The organism is Microbacterium hominis (assembly GCF_013282805.1).
GTDB lineage: Bacteria > Actinomycetota > Actinomycetes > Actinomycetales > Microbacteriaceae > Microbacterium > Microbacterium hominis_B.
Genome location: NZ_CP054038.1, coordinates 1,564,444 through 1,576,532 on the forward strand (window position 1 = coordinate 1,564,444; position 12,089 = coordinate 1,576,532).

Below are 12,089 nucleotides of genomic sequence, written 5' to 3' on the forward strand. Positions count from 1 at the left end.
CGACGCGCGGACAGATCAGCGACCGGCCGCGTAGCCCTGCATCCCACGGGGGTTGGCCGCAGCCCACAGCGTCCCGGTGTCGCGGTCGATGCCGACCGCGGAGAGCCTGCCCAGGCGCCAGTCGCCGGCGCGCGTCACGTCGTGACCGCGGCGGCGCAGCCCCTCGATCACCGTGTCGCCCAGGCGGTCCTCCACCACGATGCCGGCCGGGTCCCAGGTGCGCGGCCAGAACGAGTCGACGAGCGCGATCGTGTGCAGCGTGGGGGCGTCGATGGCCTCCTGAGCGCTCCACCCGCCGGCGAGCATGCGCAGCAGCATCGGCAGCTGCCACTGATCCTGCTGGTCGCCGCCGGGCGTGCCCAGCGCCATCGTCGCGACGCCCTCGCGCAGCACGAGCGTGGGGGTGAGGGTCGTGCGCGGGCGTGCGCCCGGCGCGAGCGCCGACGGCGCCGCGGCATCCAGCCACGTCATCTGCAGTCGCGTGCCGAGGCAGAATCCGAGCTCGGGGATGGTGGGGGAGGACTGCAGCCAGCCCCCCGACGGGGTGACCGCGATGATGTTGCCCCAGCGGTCGACGACGTCGATGTGGCAGGTGTCGCCGCGCGTGGATCCGGTGCGTGCGACGGTCGGCTCGCCCGTGCCCGCTGCGGCCGCGCCGTCGGCGCGCACGAGCGGGGGCGCGAAGCCGTGGTCGCCGAGCAGCGTTCCCGGCCGCCAGGTGTGGGAGGCCTCGTCGCCGATCGCGTCGCGGCGCCCGGCGATGAAGTCGTCGGCGAGCAGCTCGGCGACCTCCACGCCGTCGCCGAAGTGCGCGTCGCGGTCGGCGAGCACGAGCTTGAGCGTCTCGATCACCGTGTGCGCGCCGATCTCGGTCGCCACATCGAGGTGATCGTCGGGGAGCGGCTCGAGGATGCGCAGGGCCTCCAGGAGCGCCGGACCTTGGCACCACGCACCTGCCTTGGCCACGACGTGCCCGCGGAAGGTCGCCGTGACGGCGGGCTCGTACGAGGCCCGGAAGCCCGCGAAGTCGTCCGCGCTGATGACGGCGGCGTGGTCGGTGCCGCTCGAATGGCGGTGGGGCGCCGCGAGGAAGGCCGTTGCGGCGCGGGCCACGCGTCCGGTCGCCCACTCGTCCCGGGCGGCATCGATCCGCTCGGCGCGCGACGTGCCCGCCGCACCCGCGGCGATCAGCCCCTCCAGAACCTCCGCGTAGGCGGGATTGCGGTGGAGGTCGCCGGCTGCGGGAACGCGGCCCTGCGGCATCCACACCTCCGCCGAGGTGGGCCAGTGGTCGCGGAACAGTTCGGCGACCCGCTCGATCGTGGCGACCGTCGTCGGCAGCAGCGGAGCGCCCTCGCGGGCATAGCCGATCGCGGGGGCCAGCACGTCGGAGAGCTCCATCGTGCCGTGGTCGCGCAGCAGCAGGAGCCATGCGTCCACGGCACCCGGAACGGCGGCGGCGAGGCCGCCCGCACCGGGGACCAGGTCCAGCCCCTCCGCACGGAAGTGCGCGATCGTCGCCGCACCGGGAGCGGGCCCCTGTCCCATCAGCACGCGCGGCGTGGTGGGGTCGCCCGCGGTGGCGAAGATGCCGACGAGGTCGCCACCGGGCCCGTTCAGGTGCGGCTCGACGATATGGAGCACGAAGGCCCCCGCCGTGGCCGCGTCGAACGCGTTGCCGCCGCGCTCGAGCATCCCCTGCGCGACCGCGGTCGCGATCCAGTGGGTCGAGGCGGCCATGCCGAACGTGCCGGTCAGCTGCGGCCGCGTGGTGAACGCGGGCGGCGCGGTGAAGCTCACGCCGGTGTCAGCGCGTCGGAGCGAGTCGGGCGATCCACGCTTCGACCTCGTCAGCGGTGCGGGGGATGCCGGCCGAGAGGTTGACGGGCCCCTCGGCGGTCATCAGGACGTCGTCCTCGATGCGCACGCCGATGCCGCGGTACTCCTCGGGCACGGTCACGTCGTCGATCTGGAAGTACAGGCCCGGCTCGATCGTGAACACCATGCCCGGCTCCAGGATGCCGTCGTAGTACATCTCGCGGCGCGCCTGCGCGCAGTCGTGCACGTCGATGCCCAGGTGGTGGCTGGTGCCGTGCACCATGTACCGGCGGTGGTGGCCGCCGCGGTCGGCGTCGAGGGCCTCCTCGGCGGAGACGGGGAGCAGACCCCACTCGGCCGTGCGGGCGGCGATGACGGTCATCGCGGCCTCGTGGACCGACTTGAACGTCACGCCCGGCCGCGCCGCGGCGAAGGCTGCGTCGGCCGCTTCGCGCACGGTCTCGTAGATGCGGCGCTGGATGTCGGTGAACCGGCCGCTCACCGGGAGCGTGCGGGTGATGTCGGCCGTGTACAGGCTGTCGATCTCGACGCCGGCATCGATGAGGATGAGGTCGCCGGGCACGACCGCGCCGTCGTTGCGGGTCCAGTGCAGGTAGCAGGCGTGCGGCCCCGAGGCGGCGATCGTGTCGTAGCCGACGGTGTTGCCGTCACTGCGCGCGCGCTGGTGGAACACGCCCTCGACCAGGCGCTCGCCGCGCGGGTGCTCGATGATGCGGGGGAGGTCGGCGACGATGTCGTCGAAGCCGTTCGCGGTGACGTCGACGGCCAGGCGCATCTGCGCGATCTCCCAATCGTCCTTGACCAGGCGCAGCTCGGAGACGAACCGCGTGAGGTCGGCGTCGTCGCCGACGACGAGGTCGCCGTCGGCGGAGGCGAAGGCGTCGATGTGGGCGGTGGCCACGCCGAGGTCGGCGGCCACCCCGGCCAGCGCGGGACGCGGACCGATCCAGAACTCCCCGATGGCGGCGTTGGAGTAGAACTCGGCCGTGGTGCGGTCGGCGCGCTCGCGGAAGTAGAGGGTGATCTCATGCCCGGACTCGGTGGGATCGAACACCAGCACGGCGCCCGGCTCGGAGTCGCTGGCCCAGCCGGTGAGGTGCGAGAAGGCGGAGTGGGCGCGGAACGGATAGTCGGTGTCGTTGCTGCGCTGCTTGAGCTCCCCGGCCGGGATCACCAGTCGCTGACCGGGGAACGCGGCGGACACGCGCGCGCGGCGCGCGGCCGCGTAGGCGGCCTGATCACGCGGCGGCGGCGTCGTGTCGGGGCGCTCGGCCCAGCCCTCGGAGATGGTGTCGAGGAAGCCCTGGCCGTAGTTCTGCCGACGGTTCGTGCTGGTCGAAGGACGCTCGGCCTCGTGCTGCGCGATCGTGTCGCTGTCGCCTGTCGTGCTCATCTGTCCAGTCTCGCACGCAGCGGGCGCGACGGTCAGTCGTCAACGGGCTCCAGCTGCACCACCAGCGGCCGATGGTCGCTGCCCGAGCCGTCCATCGAGCGCAGCACGATCGACCCGGTCGCCTTCCAGTGGCTCGAGGCCATCACGTGGTCGATCGGGGCGCCCAGGAGGGAAGGCACCTCGGACGACCAGGTGCCGACCGCGCCGTTGCCGGTCTCAGCCGCGCCGTCGTGGCAGAGGCCGAGCGTGCCGCCGTCCACCCCGAGCCCGCTCATGTGGTCGACGGTGGCGTTGAAGTCGCCGGCGAGGATGACGTTGGCATCGGAGCACTGATCGGCCAGCCACTGCAGGTCGCTGCGCCAGCGGTCCATGAAGGCGCTCCGCGGGGCGACCGCGTGCGCGGCCACCACGATGGGGCCGGAGCCGCTGGTGGGCATCGCGACGGCGCTCGGCACGGTGGAGGTGTTGCTGGAGCCGTCCAGCGAGGCCTCGATGACCGCGTAGTCGCCGAGTTCCGGTGCGATCAGGAGCGTCGTCGACCCGGCATCCCACTCGGTGGTCGGGTTCTCCGCGGAATGCGCCCACATCGGGTGCCCGAGCCCGCGCATCGCGATCGCGACCTGCTCGCCGGTCTCGATCGTCGTCTCGGGGAGCGAGACGATGTCGGCATCCATCGCCACCGCGATCTTCGCGACCGTCTCCGGTGCGGTCGCCTCGCCGGCCGTGTTCCAGGTCATCACCCGGATGCTCGTGTCGGTCTTGGCCGGCAGTGACTCGGTGCCCATGCCGCGCATCACGATCGTCGCGCCGTTGGCCACGGCGCCGGCGACGCCGATCAGCGCGATCGACAGAGCCAGCGCCCGCAGCGGCCGCACCAGCGCGACCAGCAGCGCGAAGGCGGCGACGGCCAGGAACCCCAGGGTGAGGACGCCGCGGAAGGAGATGATCTGCGCGATCGGCCAGAACTGGTCGACGCGGAAGAATGCAGGCCATGTGAGGACGGCCGCGGCGATCGCGCACAGCACGGTCACGAGGATCCCCAGGAGGCGAAGCACGACGGCGACTCTATGTCAGCAGGCTGTGAGATCGGTCTGCAGTCCGGCGGCGCGTCGGGCGGTCGACGCTACGCTCGGAGGGTGCGCAGTCCCGTCCGATTCGAAGGCCCGGCCGATCTGCACCTGCACTCGACGCACTCCGACGGCACGGAGTCGCCGGCCCAGGTGATGGCCGCCGCGCACCGCCACGGCCTTCGCACCGTGGCCCTCACCGACCACGACACGACCGGAGGCTGGGCGGAGGCTGCCGAGGCGGCGTCCTCGATGGGGATGACGTTCCTGCCGGGCATGGAGCTGTCGGCCCGGTACGAGTGGCGCAGCGTGCACGTGCTGGCCTACCTCGTCGACCCCGACGATCCCGGGCTGCGCGCGATGACCGAGCGCATCCGCACGTCACGGCTGGATCGCGCGCGGCTCATGGCCGACCGGATCGCGCGCGACTACGACCTGCACTGGGACGACATCCTCGCCCAGACCGCGGACGGCACCACTGTGGGGCGACCGCACATCGCCGACGCGCTCATCGCCCGGGGCTTCGTGCGCGATCGCGCGGAGGCGTTCTCGTCGATCCTCAGCCCCCGGGGCGACTACTACGTCGCCCTCTACGCCCCCGACCCGGTGGCGGCCGTCGGGCTCGTCGTCGGTGCCGGCGGCGTGCCGATCATCGCCCATCCGGCGGGCCGGGCGGGACTGCTGCCGATGGGGGTGATCGAGCGGATGCTGGCGGCCGGGCTCGCCGGGTTCGAGCTGGCCCATCGCGAGAACCTGCCCTCGCAGACCCGCACGCTCGAGGCCCTCGTCGAGGAGCGCGATCTCATCGTGACCGGCTCCAGCGACTACCACGGGCTCGGCAAGCCGAATGTGCCCGGGGAGAACACCACGACGACGGCGATGGTCGAGCGCATCGTCGCGCGGGCGACGGGAAGCGCCCCCGTCCACCCGTGAGGGCGGCCGAGGGCGCTTCGAAGGCTGGTCAGCCGGTCAGGCCAGAGCCTTGGCCTTGATGGCTTCGTACTCCTCGGCGCTGATCGTGCCGGCATCCAGCAGCGACTTGGCCTTGGCGATCTCCTCCGACGGGCTCGCTGCGGCGCCGCCTCCGGCGACCGACTTGATGTACTCGTCCTGCGCCGCCCGGTACTCGCGCGCCTGGGCCGCGCCGCGCTCCGCCATGCCGCCACCGCGGGCGATCAGGTAGACCAGCGCGGTCAGGAACGGCACGAAGATCAGGAAGAGGATCCACACCGCCTTCCACCAGCCGCTGAGCTTGTGGTCGCGGAACAGGTCGCCGATGATCGAGAAGAGCACCATCAGGTAGGCGACGAAGACGAAGATCCAGAGGAACCACCAGATGACGCTCCAGAAGTTCGACCACAGGTCCATATTCAGCTCCTAGCTTCGAGAGACGGGCCGCGCGAGGGTGCGGCCCGTCGCTCACCCTACTCGCTCAGGAAACGTTCTGGGAACGGTTGCGCACGGTCGTGTCGGCGCGCCGACACGACCGTACGCTGCGCTCAGGCGCCGGCGGCCGGGGTGCCTGCTCCGCTGCGGCCGCCGCGGCGCCGACGGCGCCGGCGCGGGGCGGGCTTTCCATCGTGGTGCTCGCTGCCGCCGCCGTCGTGGGTGCCCCCGCCGACGGCGCGCTCGGCGTCGCCGGACGCGGCCGCGTGTGCGGAGTCGTGGTTGTCGGACGCGGCGGGCACGCCCTCGACGAACGAGTCGCCGATGCGCTCGCCCGCTGCGCCGGAGCGGCGGCGCCGGCGCCGCCGCTTGGTCGCGTCGCCCTCCGCCTCCGCGGCCGCGGCCGCACTCTCGGGCTGTCGGCGCGGGGCCTGCGTCTTCACGGCCTGCGTCCTGGGCGCCGTGGCGATGCGGCCCTTGGTGCCGGCGGGGATGTCGAGCTCCTCGAACAGGTGCGGGCTCGAGGAGTACGTCTCGACGGGCTCGGGCTGGCCGAACTCCAGCGCCCGGTTGATGAGGGCCCACTTGTGCAGGTCCTCCCAGTCCACGAACGTGACCGCGATGCCGGTCTTGCCGGCGCGACCGGTGCGGCCGGCGCGGTGGAGGTAGGTCTTCTCGTCGTCGGGGATCGTGTGGTTGATGACGTGTGTGACATCGTCCACGTCGATGCCGCGGGCGGCGACGTCGGTGGCGATGAGCACGTCCTTCTTGCCCGCCTTGAAGCCCGCCATCGAGCGCTCGCGCGCCTCCTGGCTCATGTCGCCGTGCACGGCGCCCGCGTTGAATCCGCGGTCGTTCAGCTCGTCGACGAGCTTCTGCGCGGCGCGCTTGGTGCGCGTGAAGATCACGGTCTTGCCACGGCCGTCGGCCTGCAGGATGCGCGCGATGACCTCGTCCTTGTCGAGCGAGTGGGCGCGATAGACGAGGTGTCGGATGTTCGCCTGCGTCAGGCCCTCGTCGGGGTCGTTCGCGCGGATGTGGATCGGGTTCGACATGAACCGGCGTGCGAGCGCCACGATCGGTCCGGGCATGGTCGCCGAGTAGAGCATCGTGTGGCGGACGGCGGGGATCTTCTGGAAGATCTTCTCGATGTCGGGGAGGAACCCGAGATCGAGCATCTTGTCGGCTTCGTCGAGCACGACCTCGGTCGCGTTCGAGAGGTCGAGCAGGCGCTGGTTCGCCAGGTCGATGAGGCGACCCGGGGTGCCGACGACGATCTGCGCACCGGCCTTCAACTGCTCGATCTGGCCCTCGTAGGCCTTTCCGCCGTAGATGGCGACGACGCTCGTGGAGCGGTTCTCCGTGAGCATGTCGATGTCTTCGTAGACCTGGACGGCCAACTCGCGGGTGGGAACCACGATGAGCGCCTTCACTCCGTGAGCCGGGTCGGCGCCGAGGCGCTGCACGACCGGGATGCCGAACCCGAAGGTCTTGCCGGTGCCGGTCTTGGCCTGGCCGATGATGTCCTGGCCGGGAAGGCCGAGGGGGATCGTCTGCTCCTGGATGGGGAAGGCGTCCTGGATGCCGCGCGAGGCCAGGGCCTCGACGATGTCCGGGTCCACGCCGAGGTCGGCGAAGGTCGTCACGATATGTGCCTGTTCGGTTGAGGGCGGCGTGAGATGCCGCGAAATGGATCCACGCCCTCATTCAGCCGCAGGCGCGGGGCCCCGATCCGTCGCCGGGACGCGATCCAGGATACCCGGCTCTAGGCTGGACCTCGTGGTCAAGTGGTTCTGGCAGCGTCGAGACACCGGCGAGCGGGTGCTCTCGCTGCGCGCGCGAGGCGACTTCGGTGACGCGGTGCGGGTGGACTTCGAGGAGCTCGCCCCCGACATCGACACCTTCCTCGGGCAGGCGGCCTACCTCCAGCTCGGCTATTTCGAGACGCTCAGCGAGCTGATCGCGCTGACCCCGCAGCTCGAGAAGAAGGAGGCGCTCTCGCGGGCCGCCGGGGCGGCGCTGACCAAGCACGAGGCACTCGTCGCGCTGATCCGCGACCGCGGCGAGGACCCGACCGCGCTCATGCTCCCGTTCCGGGAGCCGCTGGACGCCTTCCGCGCCGCCACCCATGGGGTGCACGCGGAGGAGACGATGCTGTCGGTGCACATCACGGCGGGCATGCTCGATGACTTCTACCTCGCCCTCGCCGCGAGCTACGGCGAGACGGGGCGCCGCGTCGCCCGCATCCTGCGTGCCGACTCGGACCGCCAGGCGATCGTCGAGATCATCCGCGAGAGGATCGCCGGCGATGCCGAGTGGAAGTCGCTGCTCGCGATGTGGGGCAGGCGCCTGGTCGGCGACACGCTCCTGATCGCCCGGGCCGCCCTGCGACCGCGCTCCCTGCGTGAGGTCGACGAGGAGAAGGTCGAGCCGGTGTTCACCGAGCTGATGTCGGCCCACTCCCGTCGCATGGACGATATGGGCCTGGCGGCCTGATCAGCCGATCTTCAGGCGGGCGCGCTCGCGCACGTCGTGCGCCGCTCGGGCGCGGGCGAGGAGGATGACCGCGGGGTAGGTGACCGCGAGCGGTGCGATCAGCGCCGCCAGCCACGGCCACACCGTGTCGATGCCGATGCCCGCCCAGGTGAGGGCTGTCCAGGCGAGCCCCGCCGCGACAGCGCCGATCACGGGCGCGAGCACCACGCCGCGGGTGTCGCGTCGGTCGATGTGGAAGTGCACCCCGACGCCGAGGGCGGCGCCGAGGATGAAGGCGAGGAGGATCTGCACGGTCGGCTCAGGCGACGAAGCCGACGCGGCGGGACTCTTCGGTGCCCAGTTCGATGTACGCGAGCCCGGCCGTGGGGACGATGTAGGAGTTCCCCTTCACATCGGAGAACGTCACGTGCGTCGCCGCCGCGTCCAGCGCGGTCGCGATCGACTTCTTGACGTCTGCTGCCGGCTCGTTGGTCTCGAAGCTGAGCTCGCGTCCGGTGTTGGCGATTCCGATGCGGATCTCCACGTGACTGCCTTTCTCACGACTGGGCGCCCCGGGGGTCCGGTGCATGGCCACTCTACGACACCGCTCCGGTGCCGACGGCGGCGGGTCGCACGCTCTGGGCGAACGCCGCGCCCGCGGCGCGGATGTCGGTGGGGGAGCGCTAGCGTCGATGCCATGACCCCCGGAGCCGCCCCCGACTCCTCCGCCGATCTCGACACCGCGCAGCGCTCGGTCGTCCGCCTTCCCATCACGGCATGCGGTGTGGTGCTCGGCGCGCCCGGCACCGGCAAGACTGCGACGCTGCGCGAGCGCGTCGCGTGGATGCTGCGCGACGGCGGGCTGCGTCCGGAGGAGCTGCTCGTCCTCACGCCGACCCGGCAGACCGCGACGGCGCTGCGCGACCTGCTGGCGACCGGGCTCGACATCGCCACCCCCGGTCCGCTGGCCAGATCGACGGCGTCCTTCGCCTTCCAGCTGGTGCGCGCCGCCGCCGTGGCGGCAGAGGAGGAGGTGCCCCGGCTGCTCACCGCGGGTGATCAGGATCGGATCATCGCGGAACTGCTCGCCGGCGACGACGAAGATGCCGCGCAGGGCGCCGACCGCTGGCCGTCCGCCCTCGGACCCGCCGTGCGCGGTTCCCGCGCCTTCCGCGCGGAGCTGCGCGCGCTCGCGGCGCAGTGCGCCGATCTCGGCGTCGCGCCGCGGCAGCTGGCGCAGCTGGGCGTGCAGCACGGCATCCCCGCGTGGCAGGCGGCCGGCGCCTTCTTCACCGACTATCGGTACGCCCTCTCGCGCATGCGCGCGGCGCACCGCGATCCGGCCGAGCTGCTGCACGAGGCCGCCGGGCTGCTGGCCGGCGCCTCCGCCGAGCGGATCGGCCCCGCCGCGCAGCTGCGTGTGCTGCTCGTCGACGACGCGCAGGAGCTCACCCGCGGAGGCATCGCCCTGCTCGAGGCCGCGCGGCGGCGGGGGCTCGCCGTGCTCGCCTTCGGCGACCCCGACATCGGGTCGGGCGGTTTCCGGGGGCCAGCCCCGAGCTGTTCGAGGAGCTGGTGCGACTGCTGGGGGGCGCCGTGCACGTCCTCGACGGCGCGCACCGCGCCGCAGCCGGACTCACCCGCCTCACGCGCACGGTCACGTCCGCGATCGGCGCGGGCGGCCGGGTCGACCACCGCCGGCCGCCCGCACCGCCGATCCAGGACGACACGTCGGTGACGGCGGTCGTCGCGGCGTCGCCGTTCGAAGAGGTCGACCGCATCGCCCGCATCCTGCGCACCTGGCACGTCATCGACGGGATCCCCTGGGACGACCTGGCGGTCATCGCCCACGACACGCGCCAGGTCGCGCACCTCGAGGTCGAGCTCGCCGCACGCGAGGTGCCCACGCGCGCGGCGAGCGTGCCCCGGCCGCTCGGACGCGAAGACGCCGTGCGCGGACTCGTCTCGCTGGTCGCGCTCGGACTCGCACCGGCGCACGCCCGGCATCCCGATGCTCTGGCAGACGCCCTCGTCACGCCGTTCGGCGGTCTCGACGCGGTCGGCCTGAGGCGTCTGCGCGCGCGCCTGCGCATCGCCGAACTCGCCGAGGGCGGCACCCGGCCGGCGGCGGAGCTCCTGGCCGAGGCGATGGCCCAGCCCGCGCACCTGACGATGATCGACGCGCGCGAGGCGCGCCGCGCCGAGCGGCTCGCCGGCACGCTGTCGCGCGTCCACGACGAGGGCGCGCGCGGCGCGACGATCCACGAGCTCCTGTGGATCGTGTGGGAACGATCCGGGCTCGAGGCGCAGTGGTCCCGCGAGGCGAACGGCACCGGGCCGGTCGCCGAATCCGCGGCGCGATCGCTCGACGCCCTCGTCGCCCTGTTCGGCGCCGCCAAGCGCGCGGTCGAGCGCGCCCCCGAAGAAGGGCCGGCGCGCTTCATCCGCGAGATCCTCGACAGCGAGGTCCCGGAGGACATGCTCACGGCGCCGGAGCGCAGCGGGACCGTGTCGCTGCTCACTCCGGCTGCGGCGCTGGGCACGGAGTTCGAGGCGGTCGTGGTGGCCGGGGTTCAGGACGGAGTGTGGCCCAACACCCGCCTGCGCGGCGGACTGCTCGAAGGCTGGCGTCTCGGCGACGCCGTCGCCGGCTCCGCGACCGCACCCGGAGTGCTCGATCGGCGCAGGACCGTGCTCCACGAAGAGCTGCGGCTGTTCGTGCGGGCGATCTCCCGTGCCCGCAGCCATGTCGTGGTCTCGGCCGTCGACGACGACGACCTCGGAGTGAGCGGCCTGTTCGCGTACCTTCCGGACCCGGTCGACGATGACGCCGCGGGCCACCCGCTGACCCTGCGCGGGCTGGTGGCGCAGCACCGGCGCACGCTCACGACCGCGGTGACGGCGGCCGAGCGCGCGGACGCCGCCGCCCAGCTGGCGCTCCTCGCCGACGCCGGCGTCGCCGGCGCGTCCCCGGCGATCTGGTTCGGCGTGTCCGGGCCCACCACCCTCGCTCCGCTCCATGACCTCGATCGCGCCCCGGTGCGGGTCTCGCCGTCGCGGCTGGAGGGGTTCGAGGCGTGCGGACTGGACTGGGCGATCCGTGCGCTCGGGGGCGACACGCGTTCGTTCTCGTCCGGACTGGGCACGATCCTCCACGCCGCGATGGAGGAGGCCCCCGACGGCGACCTCGAGCGGCTTCGCGCGGTGGTCGACCGGCGCTGGGGCGAGCTCGAGTTCGAGGCGCCGTGGCTGCGCGCGCAGGAGCGCGCGTGGGCGGACACGCTCATCGGGCGGCTCCATGTGTACCTGCGCCGCGTCGAGCGCGAGGGCGGACGGCCCGTGGGTGCGGAGGCTCGATTCCGGCTGGCGGTGGACCTCGGCGACGACACCAGCGCGCCCCGCGTGCGCACGCTCGACGACGCGGACCCCGCTCCCGGCCACGCGGCGGTGCTCAGCGGGTCGATCGACCGCGTCGAGGAGTATCCGCCCGGCCGGGGTGAGGATCTCCCCGTCGCCGCGCCCTCCGACGGCCCGCGCGTTGTGGTCGTCGATCTCAAGACCGGTCGTTCAGAGCAGCGGGTCTCGGCTGCGAAGGTCGTCGACGACGCGCAGCTGGCCGCCTACCAGCTCGCGGTGGCAGCGGGGGTCATCGAGGGTGTCGACGGTCTGGAGAACGCCGGCGCCCGGCTGCTCGTGCTCTCCCGCACGCTCAAGGGGACGCATTACCGCATCGCGCATCAGGCGCCCATGACGGCGCAGGAGCGCGAGGCGTTCACACGCCGCATCGCGGACGATGCCCGGGGGATGGCGGCATCCACGTTCGTCGGCAACCTCGACACCCACTGCAACGACGATAGCTTCGCGGTGTGCCGACTGCACACCGTCAAGGCGGTGAGCGCATCGTGACGGCCCCCGCACTCCTGGACGAG

Annotated in this window: 11 protein-coding genes; 4 read left to right on the plus strand and 7 right to left on the minus strand. The window is 72.7% G+C overall.

Annotated elements, in window-relative coordinates; all coding sequences use genetic code 11:
- Nucleotides 1-15: 15 nt before the first annotated feature.
- From HQM25_RS06875 to HQM25_RS06885, 3 genes are read right to left on the minus strand one after another with little or no spacing between them, the layout of a single operon-like run.
- Entirely contained in the window at nucleotides 16-1,800 is a 1,785-nt protein-coding gene (locus HQM25_RS06875) for a gamma-glutamyltransferase family protein (RefSeq protein ID WP_254359591.1), read from the minus strand.
- Between the two features lie 7 nt (nucleotides 1,801-1,807).
- Nucleotides 1,808-3,232, minus strand: a complete 1,425-nt coding sequence (locus HQM25_RS06880; RefSeq protein WP_172989565.1) for an aminopeptidase P family protein — start codon at nucleotides 3,230-3,232, stop codon at nucleotides 1,808-1,810.
- Between the two features lie 32 nt (nucleotides 3,233-3,264).
- Nucleotides 3,265-4,287, minus strand: a complete 1,023-nt coding sequence (locus tag HQM25_RS06885; RefSeq protein WP_172989566.1) for an endonuclease/exonuclease/phosphatase family protein — start codon at nucleotides 4,285-4,287, stop codon at nucleotides 3,265-3,267.
- A gap of 81 nt (nucleotides 4,288-4,368) precedes the next feature.
- On the opposite strand from HQM25_RS06885, the gene HQM25_RS06890 reads away from it, so the two are divergent.
- Nucleotides 4,369-5,232 (plus strand): PHP domain-containing protein, encoded by an 864-nt coding sequence (locus tag HQM25_RS06890; protein WP_254359593.1) that lies wholly within the window; start codon nucleotides 4,369-4,371, stop codon nucleotides 5,230-5,232.
- Nucleotides 5,233-5,268: 36 nt separating this feature from the next.
- Here HQM25_RS06890 and HQM25_RS06895 read toward each other — a convergent pair whose 3' ends face one another.
- Complete coding sequence (locus HQM25_RS06895; protein ID WP_172989568.1) at nucleotides 5,269-5,667, minus strand: SHOCT domain-containing protein; 399 nt, start codon at nucleotides 5,665-5,667, stop codon at nucleotides 5,269-5,271.
- A gap of 131 nt (nucleotides 5,668-5,798) precedes the next feature.
- Nucleotides 5,799-7,331 (minus strand): DEAD/DEAH box helicase, encoded by a 1,533-nt coding sequence (locus HQM25_RS06900; protein WP_172989569.1) that lies wholly within the window; start codon nucleotides 7,329-7,331, stop codon nucleotides 5,799-5,801.
- 133 nt (nucleotides 7,332-7,464) lie between these two features.
- On the opposite strand from HQM25_RS06900, the gene HQM25_RS06905 reads away from it, so the two are divergent.
- Entirely contained in the window at nucleotides 7,465-8,181 is a 717-nt protein-coding gene (locus HQM25_RS06905) for a ferritin-like fold-containing protein (RefSeq protein WP_172989570.1), read from the plus strand.
- On the opposite strand, the gene HQM25_RS06910 is transcribed toward HQM25_RS06905, so the two are convergent.
- Together HQM25_RS06910 and HQM25_RS06915 are read right to left on the minus strand one after the other, a co-directional pair.
- On the minus strand, nucleotides 8,182-8,472 hold the full coding sequence (locus HQM25_RS06910; RefSeq protein WP_172989571.1) for a hypothetical protein: 291 nt from the start codon (nucleotides 8,470-8,472) through the stop codon (nucleotides 8,182-8,184).
- Nucleotides 8,473-8,479: 7 nt separating this feature from the next.
- Entirely contained in the window at nucleotides 8,480-8,704 is a 225-nt protein-coding gene (locus HQM25_RS06915) for a DUF3107 domain-containing protein (protein WP_172989572.1), read from the minus strand.
- A 153-nt stretch (nucleotides 8,705-8,857) separates the two neighbouring features.
- Here HQM25_RS06915 and HQM25_RS17780 point away from each other — a divergent pair, with 153 nt between their 5' ends.
- Nucleotides 8,858-9,898, plus strand: coding sequence for a UvrD-helicase domain-containing protein (locus tag HQM25_RS17780; protein ID WP_254359594.1), 1,041 nt, complete (start codon nucleotides 8,858-8,860; stop codon nucleotides 9,896-9,898).
- A gap of 434 nt (nucleotides 9,899-10,332) precedes the next feature.
- Nucleotides 10,333-12,066, plus strand: coding sequence for a UrvD/REP family ATP-dependent DNA helicase (locus HQM25_RS17785; protein ID WP_254359646.1), 1,734 nt, complete (start codon nucleotides 10,333-10,335; stop codon nucleotides 12,064-12,066).
- Nucleotides 12,067-12,089: the final 23 nt, after the last annotated feature.

Excerpts from the sequence above, each read along its gene's own strand:
- HQM25_RS06880 (WP_172989565.1), bottom strand. The coding sequence starts at position 3,232 with ATGAGCACGACAGGCGACAGCGACACGATCGCGCAGCACGAGGCCGAG.
- HQM25_RS06895 (WP_172989568.1), bottom strand. The coding sequence starts at position 5,667 with ATGGACCTGTGGTCGAACTTCTGGAGCGTCATCTGGTGGTTCCTCTGG.
- HQM25_RS17780 (WP_254359594.1), top strand. The coding sequence starts at position 8,858 with ATGACCCCCGGAGCCGCCCCCGACTCCTCCGCCGATCTCGACACCGCG.
- HQM25_RS17785 (WP_254359646.1), top strand. The coding sequence starts at position 10,333 with ATGATCGACGCGCGCGAGGCGCGCCGCGCCGAGCGGCTCGCCGGCACG.